We start from the raw sequence: 22,521 nt of genomic DNA on the forward strand, positions 1-22,521 counted from the left end.
GGGCGGCGAGGCAGGTATACTTCTCCGGTTTGGCTGACCCCGTCAGCCGAGTCAGGTGTACGAACGCCTCTGTCTGCAAAGCAGAACTGTGGGGTGGTCCGCTGGCCGAAGGAGAATCCCATGCAGAGCAGCATTAAAGTGAACCGTGGCGCCATTCTGCGCGCCGTCGAGCAGCCCCACATCAAGACCGACCACCCCGAGTTCCGCCCCGGTGACACCGTGCGCGTGGAAACCAAAGTGGTGGAAGGCAACCGCACCCGCAACCAGGCCTTTGAAGGCGTGGTCATCGCCCTGAACGGTGCCGGCAGCCGCAAGAGCTTCACCGTGCGCAAGATCAGCTTCGGCGAAGGCGTGGAGCGCGTGTTCCCCTTCTCCAGCCCCCTGCTGGCCAAGGTCACCGTGCTGGAGCGCGGCAAGGTCCGCCGCGCCAAGCTGTACTACCTGCGCGATCTGCGTGGCAAGGCCGCCCGCATCAAGAACGACCGCAGCCGCGTGATGAAGGACGCCGCCCGCGTCCAGAAGGCCAAGCAGGACGCCGCCCAGGCCGAGGCCGCACCCGTCACCGACGCCGAATAAGCAGAGCGTCTTCAGCCCGCCCCCGCCGAGTGTGGGGGCGGGCTGCTGTGCTCTAGGCTAGAGGTCGTGCGGCCCCTGCCCTTTGACCTGCTGGCCCTGGAGCTGGACGGCACCCTGCTGGACGCGGCGGGCCAGGTTCCTCCCGCACTCCTGCCGGAGTTGCGTGCCTGGGCGGCTGGGGGCGCTCACAGCGGCTGCCAGTTCCATTGAGGGGGAAAGAACATCCCCTCAATTCCACTTCTGCCGCTGTCTTTTGCGGCTACTCACTTCGTTCGCCCCAGAACAGTTGAGGGTGACTGCCCTTAGCTGGTCTGGGTGCCGTTATCCGCTCGCTATTCTGACCGCGCGCGCCTGGGTGCCGGACCTTCTACACGACTGGCCGGTGGAGACGGTGTCGCGCTGTTATGGGGCGCAACTGCTTCAGCGGGGCCGGGTGGTCAGAGAGCAGTGCTTGCGGCCTGCAACCGTGACGGCTGCCCTAGAGGCCCTGCACCCGGCCGAGCGGCGCCCCGACAGAGGAAAGACGGTGCTGGTGACCCGGCAGGCTTCTCTACGCACCAGCGACCCCGACTTCGAAACCGCTTGGCCGCTGGCCCAGGGCCTCCTGAAACTGATTCACGGGCAGCCCGACACGGCACGTCTGGATGCGCTGGCAGAGGTCTGGGCGGCCCTCCCTCAGGCCCAGGTTATCCGCGAGCGGGCTGACCGTGTGGTTCTGGTGGCGCCGGGCGCCGACAAGGGCAGCGCCCTTCAGACGCTCAGGAGGCGCCTGGGGGTGTCACAGGCGCGCATTCTGGCGGCGGGCGACGGTTCGGCCGACGCTGCCATGGGGCCTCAGGCTGGGCTGTTGGTGCGGGTAGGAGCGCACCCGGCGCTGTCTGCTGCCCACCAGACCGTCCCTGACCCGGCCGCCCTGGTGCAGCTGCTGCGGTTCTGCCGACGAACAGGTGCGCCGCCCCAGCCAAATGCTCTAAGCTGCCGCGCGTGACGGACCTGCCTGCTGACGCGCCCACCACGCTGCCGCTGCTGCTGGCCTTTGACCTGGACGGCACCCTGATTCCGGACGCTGGGCGTGAGATTCCCGCCGCCACCGTGACGGCGCTGGCCCGGCTGCGGGCGCTGGGGGTCAAGCTGGCGATTATCACCGGGCGCGACCTGCCGCCCCCACAGGTGCAGACCGCCATGCAGCCCGACGCCGTGGCGACCAACAACGGCGGGCGGCTGCTGGTGGGCGAGCACCTCCACCAGGAAGCGCAGTTCACCGAGACAGACCTGGAAGCTGTGCTGGCGCACGAACTGCACGGCGCCCGCATGGTGCTGTTCACAGAACGCACCCTGTATGTGGACCTGCCGTCCGGCACCCAGCCCGAGGCCTGGATGGTGGCCCGGCAGTTCAGGCCGCTGGCCGAGGCGCCGCGCACCGGCATCCTGAAGGTGGGCTTTTACCACCCCAGCGTGGCGGACTTGGCCTCACGCCTGCGCGCCTCTCACCCGCATCTGGTCCTGACAGGGGCGCAGGCCCCCTACCCGCACTTCCTGACTGTGACGCCTGAAGGAGCCCATAAGGGGGCCGCCCTCACCCTGATGGCCGACGCCCTGGGCATCCCCCATGACCGCACGGTGGCCTTTGGGGACAGCGACAACGATGAGGCCATGCTGGAAATTGCTGGCTACGGGGTGCAGGTCGGCACCCTGCCCCTGCTGGCCCGCCACGCCCGCGCGCAGGTGCCCAGGCAGGAGGACCTGGGCGCCTTTCTTCACACCTGGGCCGAGAGGCTGGAACAGGAGAGTGGGAAGGAGGAGTGAGTGGTCCATTGCCTCCTTCCCACTCCTATCACCCTGGTTACTTCAGCGTCATGCTGGTCAAAATGGCGCGGCCCTGCTCGGCCAGGTCGGCGGGGGTGCCGCTGGGCAGCATCAGGGTGGCGGTAAACAGGCGGTTGTTTTTCAGGGTGAACACCTGCGTCCAGCGCACGGCGCCGCCTTCTCCGTCGCCGCTGTACGACCACAGGATGCCGGGCACGCCGCTGACCTTGACGTTCTTCTCGCCCAGGAACTTCAGTTTGGTCACGACCTCGGGCATCTTGCGCTCGTTGAGGTCGCGGATGTCGGCCAGGGTGGCTTTCAGGTCGGCAGGAATGTCCTGCACGACCACCGTCACGGTGGGCCGTAGGGCGCCCACCGTCTTGTTGATAAAGGCCACGTCCACGTTTGGGGCGTTTTTCAGGGGCGTCCAGCCGCTGGGCACGCGGATGCTGTACCCCTTGGTGCTGGTGGCGGTAATGGCCTCAATGGTGCGGGGCTCGGTGGGGGCGGGCGCCGCCGTGGTGGGGGCGGTCTGGGCCAGGGCCGGGAACAGGGGGGTGGCTAGCAGGGCGAGGCTGAGAAGCACGCGGTTCATGAGCGTCAGGGTAGAGCCTGAAGGTGAGCCGAATCTGACCCCAGCGGCCCGGCCCAGGCGGCCTGTCCCGCGTCCAGGTGAAGGTGGTGGGTCAGGCCACTCAGGGCGTCCCCGGCGCGGTGGGCCACCACCAGCAGGTGCGTGCCGCCCCGCACCAGGTCTGGCAGCAGGGCGCAGAACGCCGCCCTGGCCCCGGCATCCAGAAAATCCAGCCCCTCGTCCAGCAGCAGCAGCCGGGGGCGGTGAAGCACCGCGCGGGCCAGCAGCAACCGGCGCAGCTGCCCCTGCGACAACCCTTCGGCAAGGCGGTCCAGCAGATCGTTGATGCCCAGGGTGCGGGCCAACTGGGCCAGTTCGGCTGTCTGCGCGGGGGTCAGGTCAGGGGCAAAGCCCTCGGTGCCGCTCCAGGCGCTGGCCAGCACCTCGCGTCCGGTCCAGTCGCGCCGCTGGCGGATGCCCACTTCGGCGCTGACCAGGCCGATGTGCGCGCGGCGCTGGCTCAGAAGGTCACTCGTGAGAAAGAGCCGCTCAATGTGGCCGCCCAGGGCCGGGTGCAGTTCGCCAGCAATCAGGCGGGCCAGGGTGCTTTTGCCGCTTCCGTTTTCGCCCGTGACCAGCCAGTGCTGCCCTGCCTGCCAGGTCCAACTCAGTGGGCCAAGGGCGCGGTGGCCGTTGCGGTAGACCGTGGCGTTGGTCAGGCGAACAAGCGGGTGTGGGCTGTGGGGCGTGGCGTGTGGCAGAGACAGGTGGGCAGAGGTTGGCGCTGGGTTAGGCGACTCCTCCCTCGCCTGGCCCCCTTCGACCCGCACCGTGCGCCAGGGAAGGGGCGGGGCTTCCTCGGGGCGGTGGGTGGCCAGCACGAGGGCCACGCCCGAGGCCTGGAGCCGGGTCAGCACCTGCCCCAGTTCGGCGCGGGCCCCTTCACTCAGGCCATCGGTGAATTCGTCCAGCAGCAGCAGTTCTGGCGAGGGCATCAGGGCGGCGGCCAGCAGCACCCGCCGCCGCTGACCGTGGCTGAGGGTACGGAAATCGCGGTCCAGCAGCGCAGCGGTGCCCGTCTGGGCCGCGACGGTCTCCAGCCGGGTCAGCGCCTCTGGGGCCGCCGCCCAGAGGTTCAGCGCCTCGCCCTCAAAGGCGGCCAGCAGCACGTCCCGCACGGTCTGCACCCACTCGCGGGTCAGGTAAAAGGCCTCGGCGTCTGGCCCCACGATTCGTAGGGTGCGCCGCGCCTGCACGGCCGAGCGCTGAAGCTGCCCGCCCAGGGCGTAGGTGCGGGTGCCGGCCACCGGGGCCACCTGCCCGGCCAGCAGGCGCAGCAGCGTGGTCTTGCCGCCGCCGTTGGGGCCCCACAGTCGCAGTGCCTCGCCACGTCTGACCTCCAGATGGATGTTCTGCAAGACCGGCTGCCCACCTTGAAGCACGGTGACTGCCTGAAGCGAAACGAGAGGGGGAGGCGGCGCCATTGCCCCGGAGTCTAGCGGGCGCCATTGGGCCATCAGGCGCTGTCATCTGGCTGAGGCGCGGCGACCCCGTGGCATGCTCTCCTGCTGGGGATGCCCCGCACCCTGCACCTCATCAAGCATGGCAAGCCGCACCTGGACCCAGACGTGCCGGCCCACGACTGGCGCCTGGCCGACGACGCGCTGGTGGCCCTGCCTGCCCTCTTGGCGGCCCTGAGCCCGCGTCCTGATCTTGTCGTGTGCAGCATGGAGCCCAAGGCCCAGGCCACCGCGCAGGGTCTGGCGGCGGTGCTGGGCGTGCCGCTGCGTCCCATGCTGGGCCTGCACGAACAGCTGCGCTACACCGCGCCCTGGCGCCCTGACCCGGCTGACTTTCAGGCGGACCTGCGCCGCTTCTTTGACCAGCCGGAGCAGGTGGTCAGCGGCGAGGAAAGTGCCCAGGACGCCCGAGTACGCTTTGGCAACGCGGTGGGCGCCGTCATGCAGGTCAACCCTCAGGACACCGTGGCGGTGGTGGCGCACGGCACGGTGATCAGCCTGCTGGTCGCCCACTTGACCGGGCAGGCTCCCTATGAGTTGTGGCGTTCCCTGCCGCTGCTGGGCCACCTCACCCTGACCTGGGAACCCGGCCCGCCCAACCTGCGTAAGCGCCTGTAGCCACAGGAGGCCAGGAATGGGATTTACGATTTTTGTCAGTGTGTTGTTGCTGCTGGTGCTGGTCACGCTGTTCGCCGGAGTCAAGAGTGTGCCGCAGGGGTCGCAGTGGACCCAGGAGCGGTTCGGCAAGTTTCAGCGCACCCTCAAGCCGGGCCTGAACCTCATCATCCCGTACATTGACCGAATTGGGCGCCGGGTCAACATGATGGAGCAGGTGCTGGACGTGCCCAGCCAGGAAGTGATTACCAAGGACAACGCGCTGGTCACCGTGGACGGCGTGGTGTTCTATCAGGTGCTGGACGCCGCCAAGGCCAGCTACGAGGTCAGTAACCTCGAACTGGCGATTCTGAACCTCACCATGACCAACATCCGCACGGTGATGGGCAGCATGGACCTGGACGAGCTGCTAAGTAACCGCGACCAGATCAATGCCCGCCTGCTGACGGTTGTGGATGAGGCCACCGAGCCGTGGGGGGTCAAGGCCACCCGTATTGAGGTCAAGGACATCAAGCCGCCCGCCGACCTGGTCGCCAGCATGGCCCGCCAGATGAAGGCCGAGCGCGAGAAGCGCGCCAACATTCTGGACGCCGAGGGTTTCCGTCAGGCCGCCATTCTGAAGGCCGAGGGCGAGAAGCAAGCCGAGATTCTGTCAGCCGAAGGTCGCCGTCAGGCCGCCTTTCTGGAAGCCGAGGCCCGTGAACGTGCCGCCCAGGCCGAAGCCGAGGCCACCCGCCTGGTCAGTGACGCCATCTCGGCGGGCAACGTGCAGGCCATCAATTACTTCGTGGCGCAGCGCTACGTGGACGCCCTGCGGGACGTGGCCACCGCGCCCAACCAGAAAACCCTGATTCTGCCGGTGGAGGCCACGAGCGTGCTGGGCAGCCTGCAAGGGATTGCCGAGGTGGCACGCGAGGCCTTTGGCGGGCGCAAGGGGTAAGCGGCGTGGACTGGCTGCCAAGTTGGGAGCGCCTGCAGTCCTGGCACTGGTGGGTGCTGGGCGCCCTGCTGCTGGTGCTGGAGGTCGCGGCGCCTGGCATCTTCTTCGTGTGGCTGGCGCTGGCGGCCTTTGCGCTGGGCCTGCTGGTGTTTTTGTTGCCGCTGCCTGTGGCGGTGCAGCTGCTGCTGTTCGCCGTGCTGAGCGTGGCAGCGGTGGTGCTGGGCCGCCGCTACCTCTCGCGTGTGCTGCCCGATTCGCCCGAGTCGGGGCGCATCAACCAGGGGTCGCACCGGCTGGTGGGGCAGACCGTGACCGTGACCCGCGCCATCCAGAACGGAACTGGGCGTGTCCGTGTGGGCGACGGCGAGTGGCGGGCCACCGGCCCGGATACGCCGCAAGGCGCGCGGGTGGTCGTGGTGGCTGCGGACGGCGCCACCCTGCATGTCCGTGAAGTGAGCGGCACCTGGACGTGAGGGGTGAAGTGGAGGATCAACAGCGTGGAGCGTGGTCTGACACTTGACCACGCTCCACGTTTTACGGTCGTTGTCGGGGATACAGCCAGCCGCGCAGCGCCCGCGACAGCAGGGGCAGCACCGGCCAGTTCAGAAACAGGGTCGCCAGAAAGGCCGACGGCAGAATGGCCGCCCACCAGGGCCAGCCGCGTGTGAAGAAGCCGCAGAGGTACGTGAACAGCAGAATCAAGGGGTACACGCCCACAAATCCCACCAGCACGTTTTTCCACAGGGGCGGCGCGGGGGTTCTAGCGGGCCGATCAAACCATGCTTCCAGCCCGCGGGCCTCGCGGTAGTCCACGTCGGACGCCGTCAGGTCAGGCAGTTCTCGCAGCGCCGCCGCGTAGGCTGGGTTGATGCGCCAGGCGTCCAGCGCCTCCTGCGAGGCAAAACGCAACAGGGTGATGTATTCGGGCACCGGGCCGGACGGGTCACGCAGGACATGCAGGCCCAGAAAGCCGCTGTGTTCGGCCAGCAGCGCATGAACCCGCCGCGCCCAGAGTTCGTAGGCGTCCACCCGTGAGGGGCGCACGCGCTCAGTGATGACCAGCGTGACGCCCTCGGGGGCCGCCGAACTGGGCGACGGAACAGTCATGGGGGCTTGGGTCAAGAGCAGTTCACCTCCAGTGAAACGGACAGCCCCCCTTCCGCGAAGAAGGGGGGCTGAAGCGGGAAAGGTTAGCGCTTGCTGAACTGGGGCGCGCGGCGGGCCTTCTTGAGGCCGTACTTCTTGCGCTCGACTTCGCGGGGGTCACGGGTCAGCAGACCCTTGGGCTTGAGCTGCGCGCGGAAGTCGGGGTTCACCTTGAGCAGGGCGCGGGAGATGCCCAGCTTGATGGCGTCGGCCTGGCCGGTGGGGCCGCCGCCCGCCACTGTAATCACGGCGTCGTAACGGCCGGCGGTGCCGGTTTCACGGAAGGCTTGCAGGGCGTGCACAGCGCGCAGCAGACCACGGAAGTAGGTCTGAAATTCCTTGCCGTTCACGATGATCTTGCCTTCGCCAGGGCGGAGGAACACGCGGGCCACGGCGCTCTTGCGGCGGCCGGTGCCGTAGAACTGTTCGGGTTGCTGAATCGGCATTATTTGACCTCGAGCGTCTGGGGCTTCTGAGCCGCGTGGGGGTGCGTCTGGCCAGCGTAGACCTTCAGGCGGCTGTGCATGGCGCGGCCCTGACGGCCCTTGGGCAGCATGCCAAACACGGCGTGTTCGATGACGCGCTCGGGGTGCTTGGCCAGCGCCTGACGGGCGGTTTCAGTCTTCAGGCCACCCTGGTAACCGGTGTAGCGGGTGTAGACCTTGCCGTCCAGCTTGTTGCCCGTCAGCGCGACCTGGGAAGCGTTCAGGACCACCACGAAGTCACCCTGAATCATGTTGGGGGTGAAGTCGGGGCGGTGCTTGCCACGGATGCGGCTGGCGATCAGGGTCGCAAGGCGGCCCAGGGGCACGTTGGCTGCGTCCACGACGACCCAGTTCTGCTCGTCATTTTTGGGGATGTAGGTTTTCACCGTCAAACTCCGTACAAAGGGGGATTTGGCTGCGACACGCCCCGCTGTTTCGGGGGAGAAACCTGTGCGTGCGTGTCCGGGTGCCTCCCGGTCGCCCCGCGCTCTACCAAGCGCAAGACACTAAAGGCCAAGGTATCAGAAATGGGGGAGTGTGGGCAAGAGCCGCTGTATCCGCCGCGCTCTGCTGAATTTCATCCAGCAAGACGCTGAATGGAGTTGGAGTTTGTATTCAGTCCTCTTGGCGAGGCCAGAGCCGTTCTGGGGCCTGGGAAAGTTGCCACTCGGCGTATTCCTTAGGTGGTGCGCCGATATCACAGATATGCTCTGCCTGAAAAGGGACTTCGGCACCAAAGACGAGGTAGTGATCTGGCCGAGTCGAGGCCGGCTGAGAGTCCAGAATTCCGATGTAGCCCGTGCTGGTGCGTCCGGCCACGATGACCCACATGCGTTCTGTACCGATCTCGTGGGCGCCAGTCTCAGTTTGAACAAGAATATCGAACAGCAACTTTGCCGCCTGACCCCGCTGCAAATTCTGCCGTTCTGCCTCGGGTGGCAGCCAGAATGTTGCGGGTGAGGCCTGATGCTTCTGCTCTGCCGACACCAGTTCAAAGCTGTCGCGATCAAGAGCGGGCAATCTCACGCTCTGTCCTCTACCAGCGCTTCCATGCCCAGCCGGTAACCCAGGAAGCCCAGGCCGCTGATTTTGCCCCGGCACACGGCGGCAGTCACACTTTTATGCCGGAATTCCTCGCGCGCGTCCACGTTGCTGATATGAACCTCGACCACCGGCACACTTTGCCCGGCAATGGCGTCGCGCAGGGCGTAGGAGTAATGCGTCAGGGCGCCGGGGTTGATGACAATGCCTGTAAAGCCGTGCTCCTGGGCGTCCTGCACCCACTCGACCAGCTGGCCCTCGTAGTTGCTCTGACGGCAGGTCACCGACTCGCCCAGTTCGGCGCCCCAGGCCTCGCACTGCCGTTCCAGGTCTTCCAGGGTGTGCGAGCCATACACCCCCGGTTCACGCAGGCCGAGGCGGTTGAGGTTGGGGCCGTTCAGAACGAGCAGCATGCAAAGAAGGTAGCAGTGGGCGGGGGCCGGCACGCGGGACAAGAGGAGGGGTTGGTTAGCTCTCTGCGCGCCCGGCCGCCTATAGCCCACGTACCTCTGCCTGCCACCCTTCAAACTCGGCACGCAGGACAGGTTCAGGCACCCGCCCCAGATACGGCTGGGCCAGGTCTCGCAGCAGGACAAAGCGCACGCCATCGGCATCTGCCTTTTTGTCGCGGGCCATGTAAGGGGCTGCGTCGTCATAGGTCAGGGGAGGCAGGGGAGCAGGCCGCTGCCAGCGCAGGAAGGTCAGGGTGTGCTCCGTCAGGTCAGCGCCGCCCAGCGCGCGTGACAGCCGCGCCGCGTAGTGCATCCCGTACCCCACCGCCTCGCCGTGAGAGATGGCGTGGTGGGTTACGGCTTCCAGCGCGTGGGCCAGCGTGTGCCCAAAGTTGAGGAAGGCCCGCTCACCCTTCTCGGTCAGGTCGCGCGTGACGACCCCGGCCTTAACGGCGATAGCGTCGGCCACAGTGCCTTCCAGGGTGGGTCCGCCGGCATGAAAGTCTGGGCTGGTCACGCGGCCCAGCAGGGAGGGGTCGGCAATCAGGCCGTGCTTGTAAGCTTCGGCGGCGCCTTCGCGGAACACCGCGCTGGGCAGAGTCGCCAGCGTGTCGGTGTCGCACCACACCGCCTGGGGCGGCCAGAAAGCCCCCACCAGGTTCTTGCCTTCAGGGAGATTCACGCCGGTTTTGCCGCCTACTGCGGCGTCCACCATGCCCAGCAGGGTCGTGGGCACCGTGTAGAACGCCACGCCGCGCAGGTAGCTGGCGGCCGCAAAGCCAGCCAGGTCGGTGGCCGCGCCGCCGCCCAGCCCCACCACGGCGCCGTCGCGGGGGATGTTGGCGGCGGCCAGCGTCGAGAGCACCCCCGCCAGCACCGTCAGCGTCTTGCAGTCGTCGCGGGCAGGCACGGGAATGGTGACCACGGGCTGCACACTGGCCTGCACCTGCGCCACAAACGCAGGCGGTAGGTCTTCGGGATGAATCAGGGCCACGTGGCGGTGGGGAACATGCAGCTGGCCGAGGAGACCTGCCCCGACCGTGACCCTGTAGGACGCGCCGCCTCCAACCTCAATCTGCCGCACGTTCCCCCAGGTCGGCGCCGCTGGCCCAGGCATGCTGCACATCGGCCCAGGCCCACAGGCGCTCGATGATTTCTTCCACGATTTCCTCGCTGGGGCGGCCGTCGCTGTGGACATGAATGGTGCCCTGGCGGTAGACGGGTTCGCGCTCGTCCATCAGGGTGCGAATCTGGCCTAAGGGATCCTCGACGCGCAGCAGCGGGCGGTCGCTGTGCTTGGTGCGCTGATAGACCGTTTCGGGGCTGGCCCACAGCACCACCACAGGGCCGCGTTCAAGGAGGGTGCCCCGGTTGTCCTCGTTGATGAATGTGCCGCCCCCCAGGCTGATGACCGCGTGTTCCAGCCGGGTCACGCGCTGAACGACCTCGTGTTCGCAGGCGCGGAAGTAGCCTTCGCCTTCCTGGGCAAAGACTTCGGGAATGCTTTTGCCGACCACGCGGGTAATCAGCTTGTCCGTGTCCACGAAATGCAGGGCCAGGGCGCGCGACAGTTCCCAGCCGATGCGACTTTTGCCTGTGCCCATGAACCCCGCCAGCGCCACCCACGACACCGGGCGCTCGATGAGGCCGGAACTGAACATGGAGGACAGTGTACGGCAGTCCTCTGAACTTCGATTGAAGCCTCTGTCATAACGTCCGCCGGCCTGGAGGGGCACGAACGGCGCTGCCGTGCCCTGCGCCCGGCCCTCTTCTTCCTGAAGTTCAGCGCGCAGGGCCGCGTCCAACTCTCTGCGGAAGTCGTGCGGGGCGCCTCCCGCCGGGTCGCTCAGCACCGGCTCAGTACGCCTGGGCGTAGGCGCGCGCTGCGCTGACCCGCTCTTGCAACTCAGGCAGGGTGTCGCCGCCAAACTTTTCCAGCACCGCCTCGGCCAGCACCCAGCCGATGACGCACTGCAGGATGACCCCGGCGGCAGGGACGGCGGTGGTGTCGCTGCGTTCACGGGCGGCGTCGGACGCTTCGTGCGTGACCACGTTGACGGTGGGCAGCGGCTTCATCAGGGTGGCAATAGGCTTCATGGCCACACGCACAATCAGTTCCTCGCCATTGGTCATGCCCGCTTCCAGGCCTCCAGCGCCGTTGGTGTCGCGGGCATAGGTGCCGTCCCGGTAATGGATAGGATCATGCACGCCGCTGCCCGGCTTCTGGGCGTTGTCAAAGGCCCGGCCAATCTCTATTCCTTTCATGGCCTGCACGCTCAGGCAGGCGGCGGCAATGCGGCCGTCCAGCTTGCGGTCGGCGTGGACATAGCTGCCCAGGCCCACAGGCAGCCCCCGGAACCGCACTTCCAGAATGCCGCCCAGGGTGTCGCCGTCCTTCTTGGCCTGGTCAATGCGTTCCCGCATGCGGGCGGCGGCGTCCTCATCCGGGGTGCGCAGGTCGCTGTCCTCAATGGCCTCCAGGGCGTCCCAGGCAAAGGGCGTTCCAGTCTCAATACCCGCCAGGCTGGAGACATAGTTGGCCCCCTCCACGCCCAGTTCAGCCAGCAGTTTCAGGGCCACGCTGCCCACCGCCACGCGCGCCGCTGTTTCACGGGCGCTGGCCCGTTCCAGGACATCCCGCAGGTCTTTGTGCCGGTACTTGATGCCGCCTGTGAGGTCGGCGTGACCGGGGCGGGCGTCGGTCAGGGCCTTCTTGCGCGGCTCGCCGCCGGGTTCGGGCGACATGATGTCGGTCCAGTTGCGGTGGTCCTTGTTGGTGATGGCCAGGGTAATGGGCGCGCCGGTGGTTCGTCCGGCCCGCACACCGCTCAGAATCTCAGCCTCGTCGGTTTCGATGACCATCCGCCGCCCGCGCCCGTAGCCGCCCTGCCGTTTTTTCAGCCAGAGGTTGATGTCCCCTTTGCCCAGCGGCAACTGGGCCGGCAGCCCTTCCAGAATGGCCGTCAGTTGCGGCCCGTGTGATTCTCCGGCGGTCAGGTACCTCATGAGGCCGACTGTAGCGTGCGCCGCAGTTAAGGCGTCCAACCTGCACAAACAAACGCCCCCAGCTAAGGCCAGGGGCGCAGATAACACCTGGATTTAACGGACGACGTTGCCAGTGATCACCACCAGGAGTTGGGTCTGCTCCCGAGTTGTGCTCTGGTTGCCAAACAGGGCGCCAATGACCGGGATGCTGGACAGGAAGGGGACGCCGCCGTTGGTGGTGGCTTCCCGGTTCGACAGCAGCCCGCTCAGCATTAAGGTCTCGCCACTCTTAAAGGTGAGGGTGGTTTGGGCTTCGCTGTTGGCAAAGTCAATCAGGTTGGGTAGGGAACTGGCGGTAATTGCCGTTCTGGGGTTGTTGACCTGCCCACGCACCCGCAGCGTAATGGTGCCGTCAGGGGCCACCTGCGGGCTGAAGAAATCCAGATTCACGCCGTAGTCAATCTGCTTCTGAATGGCTTGACCATCACCAACGGCTGGAATGTTGATTTCCAGGCGTCCCCCGCTCTTGATGCTTGCGGCGGCGGTGCTTGACGCATTCTGCGTGTCTGTCGAGCTGCCCAGCGAACGCTGACCGCTCTGCATGGTAATGCTGCCGTCATACACACTCTTGCTCAGGCCCTGGGTTTGCAGGGTATTCAGTGTAGCGCCCAGGTTAAAGCCAATCAGGCTCTGGGTTGGGTCAAAGGAGGCGGCCAGGCCAGCGCCGCCACTGCTGGACACCGTGAAGCCGCCAAAACCCGCCCGCAGATTGACCCCCAGGCTACGTGCGGCGCGTTCAGTAATTTCCTGAATACGCACTTGCACGTTGATTTGCGGGACCCGCTGGTCCAGTTGTGGAATCAGCTCGGCGATCTGGGTGACCTGCTCAGTTGTGCCGCGCACAATCAGGCTGTTGGTGCGCTTATCAGCAATGATGGTCGCGGTGTTGGTCTGCGGCGTGGCGGTGGGGGTGCTGGTTGTTGGGCCAGCTGCTGGGGCTGAAGTGACCGAAATGCTGGTGCTGGTGCCGCTGGAGGTTGTGGTGGCAGATGGTGTGGTGCTCCCTGCCCCTGACGTGACCTCGCGCGCCAGTGTGCCTTCCAGTGTCGCTTTGACTTCCTCGGCGCTCGCGTTAATCAGGGTAAAGACGCGCTGGGTAATCTGGGCGCTCGTGACGGCCGGCGCAGCCCGGTCGACCTGACCCAGGAGCGTGAGGGCGGCGTCCAGCTGGTTTTGCGGCCCCGTAATCACCAGTTGCCCGGTCTGACCCACCGGCGTGACTTTCAGCCCTGGGTACTGCGCAGCCAGCAGGCCCGTGATATCGGCCTGGGCGCCGCGCACGGCATAGACACGCTGCACCGTCTGCGTTTCGGCTGAAGGGGTTGCGCCTGTGGTCGTCGCTGTCGTGCTGTCGAGCTGCGCCAGCAGGCGCGTGACCTCGGCCACCTCGCGGTTGGTGCCGCGCACAATCACGGCGTTGCTGCGAATGTCCGGCACGATGCGCAGCGTGACCGAATCCAGTTTCACGTCTACCAGACTGCGGGTTACGCCGACTGTGTTGCCCTGGGCGTCGCGCTGCGGGGTCTCGCTGTAGGTGGGGGTGCCAAAAAACAGCTTGACCTGTTGTGTGGCCTGGGTGGCGTCGGCATTGCGCAGGGTCACCGTACGCTGAATCGGCGTGTTGCTGACGCGTAGCACGGGTTGGCCGCCGAGTTGCAGCACGTCGTAGCTCAGGCCATACACGTCCATCAGCAGCGGCCAGACCTCGTTAAAGGGCTTGTTCTGGAAGGAGTACACGATGGGCCGGGCCGTGGTGGTCGCTGTGCCAGTCGTGGCCGTTCCCGCCTGGGCCGGCGTGCCCGCAGCGGGCGTGGCCGGGTCGGTCGTGCCGCTGGCGGCGGCCAGGGTGTCCACATTGGTGTCCAGAATCAGGCCGTAGCCGGCTGACTTGGCCAGGGCGCCCAGCAGGCTGGACAGTGGCCCGCCGTAGCGGCCAATCTCAATGGTGACGTTGGCGCCCGACAGGGCAGGGTCAGCCGAGGCGGGAACAGCCGGCGTGGTGGTCTGTGCGGCGGCCATGCCCAGTGCGGCAGTCAGCAGGAGGGATGCGAAGCGTTTAGTCATGGCTCACCTTTTATCCAGTTCGAGTGTGGTCGTGTTGTTGCCCAGGCTGAGGGTGGCGCTTGTGGCCGTGACTTCTCTGACGGTCACCTGCGTATCGGGTAGATTCTGGCCCACCGACACGACCACAAAGCCGTCCTTACTGCGGAAGATGGCGGTGTTGACGGGGCCCAGCACCACCGCGTTAAAGCCCAGCTCCTGCGTCTGCACAAAGCTGTCCAGGGCAGTTGTGGTCGTGGCCGGGGTTGTGCCGGTCCCCGAAGCGGGTGCGGCGGCCAGGTCGGTAATCACCTGGGGCGTGCTCGGGGTCGGCGTGGCCGTGACGGCTCCTGTGGTGGTGGCGCTGCCCGTGGTCTGTTCACCCGACGCGCCAGGGGTGCTCGGCACCGCCGCGACTCCTGAGGGCAGGCGCGTCACAGTGGGAACCCGCACGCCAGCGATCGGCGGAGCAGAGGGCGGGGTGGGCGTTGGAGTGGTGGCCGTCCCACCTGAAGTGGAAGGCACCGAACCAGTGCTGTTTCCACCTGAGGTGCTGGAGCCAGATGTGCCCGGTCCAGTGGCCACTGGCACCTCGTCGGTGGGGATGGGCGTGACCACCACTGGGCCCGTACCGACAGAAGTTTCTCCATTGCCGCCGGGAATCTGCGAGATCGGGAAAGCGCCTGTATCACTGCTGCCCGTGTCGCCTGCACTTCCTGGGACAGGGCTGACACCCAGCACGCCGCCCGTGTTGGTGATGGGCTGCACAGGCGCTGGATCAGGCGTGGTCGCCGTCACGCTCGTATCCGTGGGCAGAGGCGTGGTGGTGGCCGTCCCTGTTCCCCCCTCAGTCGGGGCGAGCGCCAGCGGGCGGAACGGGTTGTTGCCTGGCAGGGCCGACAGCGCTGTATCAGGATTGATGCCAGCCGGTGCGGGAGACAGGTCGTCTGTGCCCGTCTCGCCGGGGAGGGTCTCGCTGCCCGTGGGGAAGGGCGGAATCACCTCAACCTCCACCTGACCGTTGCCGCCCACGCCGCTGGTGGTGGGGCCGCTGGGATTGGTGGGGTCTGTGCCGGGCGTCACGGGGACTGTGGTGCCCGGATCGGTGACTGGCGGCTGGGTGGTCAGCGTGTCGTCGGTCTGACGGTTGCTGGTCAGGATGTACCACAGCCCGATGGCCGCCACCAGCAGCAGCAGCCCCAGCAGCACCTTCATTTCACGGGTGAGTTTGATGGGCGCGCGCGTCACTGTGTGCCTCCTGCGGGCGCGGTGCTGGGTGCGGCCGGGGCTTCGGGGGTGCCGCCGCTGCCTTCGGTGCCTGTGCCCGCCTGCGTGGGGTCAAAGGTGTAGACCGTCAGGCCCATGGTGCTTTCCAGGGTCGGGTTGAAACTGGTGGCCTGCGGCAGTTGCAGGTTCACGCTGGTGACGGTGCTGAAGCGGCTCATGGTTTCCAGTGAGCGAAGGAAACGGAACAGCTGACCAAACTGCCCGCTGACATTCAGGTTCAGGCTGATGGGGCGCACGCCGGCCGGTAGGCCCGTGACGTTACCGTTAGCCACCGTAAACCCGCTCATCTCGGCCCCGGCGGCGCTGGCGTTCAGGCGCACCTCGTCCAGTACGGCGTTGTAATTGGCCGTCTGGGGCAACGCAGACAGGAAAATCTGCTGCTCGGTAGTCAGGTTGGCCACCTCTTCGCGCAGGGCCGGCAGGCGCGCGGCGTTGGTGCGCAGGGTCAGCACGCGGGCATTGACGCTGTCCAGTTCGCTCTGCAGGCCGCTGATCTCGGTCTGGCGGGCCTGAAAGCGCATGACATACCACAGCGCACCGACTAGCAGGCAAACCGCCAGCACGATCAAGAAGATGTTGCGCGGGGCCAGTTTAGTTGACACTGCCTGCTCCTTCGGCGCTGCCGGCCGGCGCAGCGGGGGCCGGTGCCGTGCCGTCCTGAGCAGGCGCCGCTGGGTCTGTCGCCGGGGGGGCAGTCACCGCCTGTACGATGCCCACCGAGGCGTTAAAGGTGTAGTTGCTGGTTTCGCCTTCGCTTTGCAGGCTGCGGAAGTTCACGCCGAAGTTGGGGTTGTTCTCAAAGGTCCGCAGGAAGTTCACGACGGCCTGCTGACTGCTGGCGGTGCCCGTCAGGTCAATCTCGCGGGTTACATTTTTGCCGGTGTAAACCCCGGTTTGTTGCAGGGCCGTGAGGGCGTTGGCGTCTACGGCCTTGACCGCCATGCTCTGCAGCGCCACGCCACCGCCGGTGGGCAGCTGCGCGGTAAAGGCGGCCAGGTCATTGGTCCAGTAGGTTTTGCCCGCCCGCAGCTGCTCTGAGACGGCCGTAACCTGCGCCAGCGTGGTTTTTTGCTGATTCAGCTGGGCGTACTCCGCGCTGGCCGGCGCCAGCGCGGCGGCTTCGCCGTTTAGGGCGTCCAGCTGCTTGCGCAGGTCGCCCGCGCGGGTGCCCGTCACGACCTCACCGGCAATCAGGGCCAGGGCCGTGACGGCGGCCAGGCCGATGGCCCCTGGAATCCAGGCATTGGGCTCGGCCTGCTTGCGGTACTGCTGCGGCAGCAGGTTGACTTCAACCACGGCTGTTCACCCCCCGCAGGGCCAGCCCCAGCGGCACAGTAAATTCGGGCGCGTTGGCCTGAAGGTAGCCGGTGTCCACATTGGCCTGGTCGGTTTGCACCGTCAGCCAGGGGCTGGCAACCTCGACCCGGAAGCCCAGCGCGTCGCTGATGGCGGCGGCCAGGCCGCGCAGCTTGGCGCCGCCGCCAGCCAGGAAGGTCCGGTCAATGACCACGTCGCCGCTCTGCACGCGGTAGAACTCCAGACTGCGGCGAATCTCGGTAATCAGGTCGCCCAGCACCGGACGAATCACCTCGAACACGCGCGCCGGGCTGTACTGCTCGCGGGCCATGTCGAAGTTCAGCAGGTCTTCCTCGTCTTCGGTGGGGGTGGTCGCCGTGGCGTAGCCCAGCTTGACGTCCTCGGCGGCCGTGAAGTCCAGGTCAAAGGCCTTTTGCAGGGCAGTCGTGAAGTCGTCCGCCGACACATTGATGTTGCGGGCCATCAGGACGCGTTCACCGCGCACGAGGTTAATGACGCTACTGCTGGCGCCGATTTCCATGACCAGCGCGACCTCGCCGGCCTCGGTGTAGTTGGTGCCGGTCAGGGTGCTTTTGGTCAGGTGTTCGCCCAGCAGGTTGCCGCGCAGGGCGCGCAGCGAGGCAAAGCTCTTGAGGTCCACCACCACAGGTTCCAGGCCCGCCAGGCGCAGCACCTCGACCTGCCGGGCCACGGCCTCGGTGGGGGCCGCCGCAATGACGACTTCCATCTGGCCGTCGTCGGGGACGTTGGCCGGGTCGTCCAGTAGGTCAAAGTCCAGGCTCACGTCATCAATGGGGTAGGGGATATAGCGCTCGGCCTCCCATTTGATGGCTTCTTGCAGGTCCTTGCGCTCCATCTTGGGGACCATGATGTTGCGGGTCACGGCCACCTGATTGGGCACCGCCGTGACGGCGTGCCGGGTGGTGATGCGGTGCTGGGCCAGCAAGTTTTTCAGCTCGGTGGCCACTGCTTGCGGTTCGACAACCAGCCCGTCGCGCATGCTGCCGATGGGGGTCGGCACCATGATGGCGTGCTGGAGGGAAGGCGGAGAGCCGGGACGCAGCGCCACAACCTTGATGGCGCTGGTGCCGATTTCGACTCCAAGCGCGTTCGGCCGTGGATTCAATAAGCGGTTCAGGAAACTCGACATTCTCCCTCCAGGGTCACGCGGATTTTAGCATTCCCTCATCTGACTGAGGGAAGGGGGCTGGGGGAGCCGGCAAGCAGGCGACAGAAAGAAGGACGTGAGGGTCATGGGCTTGGGCCATATGACCATCATTCCGCTTACCGAACACTTACATCTGTACGAAACCCAATAACACCGCCCTGGTGGGCAAAATGAGAGCCTGGGCAGATTTGGGCAAGAGGGTCGTGGACAGCGCGGGGAGTCTGGTCAGCCTGAGGTTGTGGATGGCTCCTGGATGCGTGGAAGGGCCTGCCCGACACCTGCTGATCTGCCAATAAAGCGTGTTTAGCGCGGTTGAAGGTCAGGGCCGAACACCCGGATCTGACCGCTGGGCGTCACGGTCACCAGCTGGGCGCCCACCACGCCAATGCGTGCTTCGCTGTGCGGCACACTGGTCAGCACCCGCCCCGTGGCATCCAGTCGTTCCAGGCGCTGGCCTGTCAGGCGGTAGGTGCCGCTGGGTGTCTGCACCTGGGGCTGCGCCGCGCCGACCACACTGTCCAGCGTCAGGGTCAAAAACGCGGCGCTCCCGCTGCCCGTCTGGGTCGCCACACGCACCACCCGGCCAGCCAGTAACACAAAGTCCTCGCCCTGGGGGCTGGTCAGGGCGGCCTCGGGGGCGCCAAGGACGCCGGGCGCCGGCTGACCGCCGTAAGTCACGGCGCTGCCGTCTTCGCGGTAGGCGCGGGTGCTGCTCAGGGCCACCACCCGCCCCACATTGACCGTGCGGGCGGCGCGGTCCAGGGTGACGGTGACCCCCAATCCTGGCAAGGCGGCCCAGGCGTCCTCGCCCTGCCAGGCGACATCGGTGGCTCTGGGTATGGTCGGGCAGACCGGCGAAAAGGACGGCGCCCGCGCCACGCACGCCCGGCCCCCACTCGTCCACGCCACCCCCAGATCGCTGAAAGCCACCCGGAACGGCAGCGCCGCTCCAGTCGGTGAAGCCGTCTGGGTTGGCGCGCAGGCGGCGAGCAGCAGGGGGGCAAGGAGGGACGGCAGCAGGGCGCGCATGGCCGCATTGTCGGTCCCGAACCGCTGAGGGGCATGAAGGTCGGGACGGGCGCTCATGAGCCCATTGGTATCAGCACAGTGCTTGGGCGGCGCAGAGGTTTGAGGTGGTATGAGGACACCCGCGACGCCCGCTCCTTAAAAGTGCATCTCACAGAACAACCCGGACTCGTTGAAGGCTATGGGCCTCAACCGTGCTGAGGCGAAGGAAGTAAGTCTCTGTAAGAGGCAGTGGCGAAAGTGGAATTGAGCGGCGTCCTATGCCTCAAGGTGGAATTGCCGCCGCTGTCAGGCGTCGCCTCTTGCTTGCAGCAAAGCCTGCACTACCACGTCCAACCCCACTCCTTCCTGAGCGCGGCGCTCTGGCGTCCAGGAAATGCCGCGGCTGGCCTTAACCAGCACGGTGTCGCCGTCCCGAAGGTCCGCCAGAAGGGCGGCGAGCAGCTCGGGCACCGTGGCAAAGGCCCGTTCGCCCAGCTCGGCGGCGAACGCCCCTACGCCGTAGGTCACGTCTGCCTTCTGCCGCGCCGCCTGGCCGACTTCGGCGTGCAGTTCGCGCTCGGTCGGGCCCAGTTCCAGCATGCGGCCCAGCACGCTAATGCGCCGCCCTGGCAGGGTCTGCAGGGCGTCCAGGGCTGCCTGGACCGCCACAGGCGAGGCGTTGTAAGCATCGTCAATCACGGTAAAGCGCCCCGGATGCACCCGGTAGCGCCCGCCGGGCACATGCACGCCCCGCAGCCGGGCCGCTGCGTCGGGCAGCGCCACGCCCGCTTCACGGGCCAGCACCAGCGCCAGCACAGCGGCCTCGGCCTGAACCGGCGCCCCATGAGGCAGAAAGACTGGCACCCCGGCAAAGGTAAAGCGCGCACCCTCCGGCGTGATCCTGAGGGTCTCTCCCCTGAAGGTTACGTCGCCAAAGCCGTAGCTCTGGGCTCCGGGATAAGAGGCCGCCGCCTGCGCTCCCACCAGGCTGCGCGTGCCGGCCAGAATCTCGCCTTTCTCCCGGGCGATGTTCTCCACGCTGCCCAACTGTTCCAGGTGCGCTGGGCCGATGGTCGTCACCACGCCCACGTCAGGCCGCACAAGGACCATCAGTTCGGCCATCTCGCCGGGGCGGTCAATGCCCATCTCGACCACCAGTGGGCGCCCGGCGCGGCCATGTTCAATCAGAAAGCAGGCGATAGCGGGCATAGTGTTGTACACCGGCATGAACAGGGCCTCCAGGGCCGCCGCCGCGTAGCTCTTGGCAGTGGTTTTACCGGCGCTGCCGGTGATGCCCACGACCAGCGGCGCGTGCGCCCGCTCGGCGCGTGCCCAGGCGAACAGGGCCGCCTGGGCGTCAGGCACCCGCACAGCCCCCGGCACGTCTAAGTCGGTCAGGATGAACGGCGCACCCGCCGCCTGCGCCTGATCTATGAACGTGTTGCCGTGCATCCGCTCGCCGGGCAGCGCCACGAACGCGGTGTCTGGCCCCGCCTCGCGTGAGTCCCAGGTCAGGTGCTGTGCGGGTCGGGCCTGCGGGTGGACAGCAGCGCTGAACGGCAATTGATGGGGGTCAAGCATGGCCCGAGGCTAGCAAAGCCCCCACTAAGGGAACCTGGCAGACCAGCCCTGACACTCATCCCGCCTTTTTAGAACTGAGTACAATGAAAGCCTCTTATGAGAAAAACGCCTCTGCTGCTGTTGACTGTGGCCCTGGGCCTGAGCGCCTGTACGACACCCCCAAGCACCCTGACGCCCGACCCGGTGAACGTGACGGTGCTGGGCCTGAACGATTTTCACGGCAACCTGGAACCGACCGGTTTTACACCAGTTGGAGCAGAGAAGCCTATTAGCGCGGGCGGCACGGAAGCCATCGGCGCTGAACTGGCGGCGGCGCGCAAGGCCAACGCCAACACGGTCTTCGTGGGCGGCGGCGACCTGATTGGCGCCAGCCCCATTACCTCGGGTCTGCTGCGCGACGAGCCGGCGGTGTACGCCCTGAACGCCCTGGGGATGTCGGTCAGCGCGCTGGGCAACCACGAGTTTGACCAGGGCCTGACCGAGCTGCTGCGGATGCAAAATGGCGGCTGCGACAGCAACGACAAGGCCAAGGCCTGTAAGTTTGATCCCAACTACCGGGGCGCGACCTTTAAGTGGATCGGCGCGAATGTGCAGTACAACGCCAGCTCTGGCAAGACGGGGAGCCCCTTTGCTCCCTACGTGGTACAGAACGTAGGCGGCGCCAAAATTGCCTTTGTGGGGGCTGTGACCAAGACCACGCCGACCATTGTCAGCCCAGACGGCGTCAGCATGCTGACCTTTACGGATGAGGCCGACGCCGTTAATGCTGTCGTCCCCGAACTGAAGCGTCAGAACGTAGATGCCATCATCATGCTGATCCACGAAGGCGGTGAAATTGTCAAGACTGACGCCAACGGCAAGCCTATCAACGCCGACGTAACCTACGCGACCGTGGGCTGCAAGGTTCTCAAGACTGACAGCCCCATTTACACCATTGCCAAGCGGGTAGACCCGGCCGTGACGGCCATCATCAGCGGCCACACCCACCAGGGGTACAACTGCCTGGTTCCCGATCCTACTGGCAAGGACCGCATCGTCATTCAGGGTGAGCAGTACGGTCACCTCCTGCAGCGCCTCGACCTGACGGTGGACAAGGCCAACCACAAGGTCATAACTGTGAAAGCGGAAAACTTGGTGGTCAATTACACGGAGCGCGAGAAGGCGGGTCAGCTTGACTTTGCGCAGACGCAGATTGTGACCACCGCCAAGAGCAAAGTGGCTGCCATCAGCAGCGTCGAGATCGCCCGCTTGGGTTCACCTCAGATTCAGCGCGGGATCGCCAACGCCCGTAACACCGAGTCACCCCTGGGCGACGTGATTGCCGACGCCCTTCTGGAAGCCGGCAAGGACCGAGGCGCTGTTATTGGCATCATGAACCCCGGCGGCATCCGCGCCGATTTGCCAGATTCCACCAAGATCAAAGCTAACAACGCCGTGAACTTTGGGGACGTGTTCGCCGTAAACCCCTTCGGCAATACCACCACTATCTTAACCCTGACCGGCGCCCAGATTGACGAAATGCTGGAGCAGCAGTTCTCAGGCGGCAATGCTGAGGCAGTTAAGCTATTGCAAGTGTCTGAAGGCTTCACTTACAGCTACAGCCAGAGCGCTGCGGCGGGCAGCAAGATCGACATTGCCAGCATCAAACTGAACGGCACGGCCATCAGCCCCACCGGCACCTACCGCATTGCCACGAACAACTTCCTGGCGGCGGGTGGCGACAACTTTGCGGCATTCAAGAGCGCGACCAATGTCGTGCAGTTGCCTGGCGTGGCCGACACCGACGTGCTGAGCAACTACCTCAAGCTGAAGGGCCCCAGCCTGACGAACACCGTCAAGGGCCGCATCGTCGTTCTGCCCTAATCCGGCAAGAACACAAAAGATGGCCGGGGCATGAAAGCCCTGGCCATCGGCCTTTTG

General features: G+C 66.2%; 25 protein-coding genes. 8 read left to right on the top strand and 17 right to left on the bottom strand.

All coding sequences use genetic code 11. The features are described 5' to 3' along the window. The first annotated feature begins 120 nt into the window (after positions 1 to 120). The 4 genes from rplS to GO986_RS01665 all read left to right on the top strand — a co-directional run bounded on the left by rplS (position 121) and on the right by GO986_RS01665 (position 2,382). A complete protein-coding gene (gene rplS, locus GO986_RS01650; protein ID WP_157457495.1) occupies positions 121 to 576 on the top strand; it encodes a 50S ribosomal protein L19 in 456 nt (151 codons plus the stop codon). 66 nt (positions 577 to 642) lie between these two features. Beyond that, a complete protein-coding gene (locus GO986_RS01655) occupies positions 643 to 786 on the top strand; it encodes a hypothetical protein (protein ID WP_157457496.1) in 144 nt (47 codons plus the stop codon). A 256-nt stretch (positions 787 to 1,042) separates the two neighbouring features. Beyond that, positions 1,043 to 1,564: an HAD hydrolase family protein gene (locus GO986_RS01660; protein ID WP_198170350.1), complete on the top strand. Its 522-nt coding sequence runs from the start codon at positions 1,043 to 1,045 to the stop codon at positions 1,562 to 1,564. Beyond that, the gene (locus tag GO986_RS01665) at positions 1,561 to 2,382 is read left to right on the top strand and encodes an HAD-IIB family hydrolase (RefSeq protein WP_369409079.1); all 822 of its coding nucleotides are present in this window, start codon (positions 1,561 to 1,563) and stop codon (positions 2,380 to 2,382) included. The genes GO986_RS01660 and GO986_RS01665 overlap by 4 nt, the downstream gene beginning before the upstream one ends. A gap of 37 nt (positions 2,383 to 2,419) precedes the next feature. Here the strand turns inward: GO986_RS01665 and GO986_RS01670 are convergent, their stop codons facing one another. Then, positions 2,420 to 2,977, bottom strand: a complete 558-nt coding sequence (locus tag GO986_RS01670) for a PsbP-related protein (protein WP_157457498.1) — start codon at positions 2,975 to 2,977, stop codon at positions 2,420 to 2,422. A gap of 5 nt (positions 2,978 to 2,982) precedes the next feature. Beyond that, positions 2,983 to 4,440, bottom strand: a complete 1,458-nt coding sequence (locus tag GO986_RS01675) for an ATP-binding cassette domain-containing protein (RefSeq protein ID WP_198170351.1) — start codon at positions 4,438 to 4,440, stop codon at positions 2,983 to 2,985. Between the two features lie 90 nt (positions 4,441 to 4,530). Here GO986_RS01675 and GO986_RS01680 point away from each other — a divergent pair, with 90 nt between their 5' ends. The 3 genes from GO986_RS01680 to GO986_RS01690 are packed head-to-tail and all read left to right on the top strand — an operon-like array spanning position 4,531 to position 6,504. After that, positions 4,531 to 5,094, top strand: a complete 564-nt coding sequence (locus GO986_RS01680; protein WP_157457500.1) for a histidine phosphatase family protein — start codon at positions 4,531 to 4,533, stop codon at positions 5,092 to 5,094. Between the two features lie 16 nt (positions 5,095 to 5,110). Further along, positions 5,111 to 6,031, top strand: coding sequence for an SPFH domain-containing protein (locus GO986_RS01685; RefSeq protein WP_157457501.1), 921 nt, complete (start codon positions 5,111 to 5,113; stop codon positions 6,029 to 6,031). A gap of 5 nt (positions 6,032 to 6,036) precedes the next feature. Continuing rightward, a complete protein-coding gene (locus tag GO986_RS01690) occupies positions 6,037 to 6,504 on the top strand; it encodes an NfeD family protein (RefSeq protein WP_369409080.1) in 468 nt (155 codons plus the stop codon). 61 nt (positions 6,505 to 6,565) lie between these two features. Here the strand turns inward: GO986_RS01690 and GO986_RS01695 are convergent, their stop codons facing one another. The 15 genes from GO986_RS01695 to murF form a co-directional block, all read right to left on the bottom strand. Beyond that, positions 6,566 to 7,138: an antibiotic biosynthesis monooxygenase gene (locus GO986_RS01695; RefSeq protein ID WP_157457502.1), complete on the bottom strand. Its 573-nt coding sequence runs from the start codon at positions 7,136 to 7,138 to the stop codon at positions 6,566 to 6,568. Between the two features lie 83 nt (positions 7,139 to 7,221). Then, entirely contained in the window at positions 7,222 to 7,623 is a 402-nt protein-coding gene (gene rpsI / locus GO986_RS01700) for a 30S ribosomal protein S9 (RefSeq protein WP_157457503.1), read from the bottom strand. Then, entirely contained in the window at positions 7,623 to 8,048 is a 426-nt protein-coding gene (gene rplM, locus GO986_RS01705) for a 50S ribosomal protein L13 (RefSeq protein ID WP_224575052.1), read from the bottom strand. Before rplM ends, rpsI begins: the two co-directional genes overlap by 1 nt. Positions 8,049 to 8,277: 229 nt before the next feature. Then, the gene (locus GO986_RS01710; protein ID WP_157457505.1) at positions 8,278 to 8,688 is read right to left on the bottom strand and encodes a hypothetical protein; all 411 of its coding nucleotides are present in this window, start codon (positions 8,686 to 8,688) and stop codon (positions 8,278 to 8,280) included. Then, the gene (gene aroQ / locus GO986_RS01715) at positions 8,685 to 9,116 is read right to left on the bottom strand and encodes a type II 3-dehydroquinate dehydratase (protein ID WP_157457506.1); all 432 of its coding nucleotides are present in this window, start codon (positions 9,114 to 9,116) and stop codon (positions 8,685 to 8,687) included. The genes GO986_RS01710 and aroQ overlap by 4 nt, the downstream gene beginning before the upstream one ends. Positions 9,117 to 9,195: 79 nt before the next feature. Then, positions 9,196 to 10,272, bottom strand: coding sequence for a 3-dehydroquinate synthase (gene aroB / locus GO986_RS01720; RefSeq protein WP_157457507.1), 1,077 nt, complete (start codon positions 10,270 to 10,272; stop codon positions 9,196 to 9,198). Continuing rightward, positions 10,226 to 10,816 (bottom strand): shikimate kinase, encoded by a 591-nt coding sequence (locus tag GO986_RS01725; protein WP_157457508.1) that lies wholly within the window; start codon positions 10,814 to 10,816, stop codon positions 10,226 to 10,228. The genes aroB and GO986_RS01725 overlap by 47 nt, the downstream gene beginning before the upstream one ends. 196 nt (positions 10,817 to 11,012) lie before the next feature. After that, positions 11,013 to 12,161: a chorismate synthase gene (aroC, locus tag GO986_RS01730; protein WP_157457509.1), complete on the bottom strand. Its 1,149-nt coding sequence runs from the start codon at positions 12,159 to 12,161 to the stop codon at positions 11,013 to 11,015. 93 nt (positions 12,162 to 12,254) lie between these two features. Next, on the bottom strand, positions 12,255 to 14,264 hold the full coding sequence (locus GO986_RS01735; protein WP_157457510.1) for a secretin N-terminal domain-containing protein: 2,010 nt from the start codon (positions 14,262 to 14,264) through the stop codon (positions 12,255 to 12,257). A gap of 3 nt (positions 14,265 to 14,267) precedes the next feature. Further along, the gene (locus GO986_RS01740; RefSeq protein ID WP_157457511.1) at positions 14,268 to 15,488 is read right to left on the bottom strand and encodes a hypothetical protein; all 1,221 of its coding nucleotides are present in this window, start codon (positions 15,486 to 15,488) and stop codon (positions 14,268 to 14,270) included. Next, positions 15,485 to 16,129 carry a type IV pilus inner membrane component PilO gene (locus GO986_RS01745; RefSeq protein ID WP_369409081.1) on the bottom strand — a complete coding sequence of 215 codons (645 nt, stop codon included), beginning with the start codon at positions 16,127 to 16,129 and terminating at the stop codon, positions 15,485 to 15,487. Before GO986_RS01745 ends, GO986_RS01740 begins: the two co-directional genes overlap by 4 nt. After that, a complete protein-coding gene (locus GO986_RS01750) occupies positions 16,119 to 16,823 on the bottom strand; it encodes a fimbrial assembly protein (protein WP_369409082.1) in 705 nt (234 codons plus the stop codon). Before GO986_RS01750 ends, GO986_RS01745 begins: the two co-directional genes overlap by 11 nt. Next, positions 16,816 to 17,994, bottom strand: a complete 1,179-nt coding sequence (pilM, locus tag GO986_RS01755; protein ID WP_157457512.1) for a type IV pilus assembly protein PilM — start codon at positions 17,992 to 17,994, stop codon at positions 16,816 to 16,818. Before pilM ends, GO986_RS01750 begins: the two co-directional genes overlap by 8 nt. Before the next feature lie 321 nt (positions 17,995 to 18,315). After that, the gene (locus GO986_RS01760) at positions 18,316 to 19,098 is read right to left on the bottom strand and encodes a hypothetical protein (RefSeq protein ID WP_232337345.1); all 783 of its coding nucleotides are present in this window, start codon (positions 19,096 to 19,098) and stop codon (positions 18,316 to 18,318) included. A 228-nt stretch (positions 19,099 to 19,326) separates the two neighbouring features. After that, complete coding sequence (gene murF / locus GO986_RS01765; RefSeq protein WP_157457513.1) at positions 19,327 to 20,601, bottom strand: UDP-N-acetylmuramoyl-tripeptide--D-alanyl-D-alanine ligase; 1,275 nt, start codon at positions 20,599 to 20,601, stop codon at positions 19,327 to 19,329. Between the two features lie 96 nt (positions 20,602 to 20,697). On the opposite strand from murF, the gene GO986_RS01770 reads away from it, so the two are divergent. Beyond that, on the top strand, positions 20,698 to 22,464 hold the full coding sequence (locus GO986_RS01770) for a bifunctional metallophosphatase/5'-nucleotidase (protein ID WP_157457514.1): 1,767 nt from the start codon (positions 20,698 to 20,700) through the stop codon (positions 22,462 to 22,464). Positions 22,465 to 22,521 lie beyond the last annotated feature (57 nt).

The sequence above is a fragment of the Deinococcus arboris genome (assembly GCF_009755355.1).
GTDB lineage: Bacteria > Deinococcota > Deinococci > Deinococcales > Deinococcaceae > Deinococcus > Deinococcus betulae.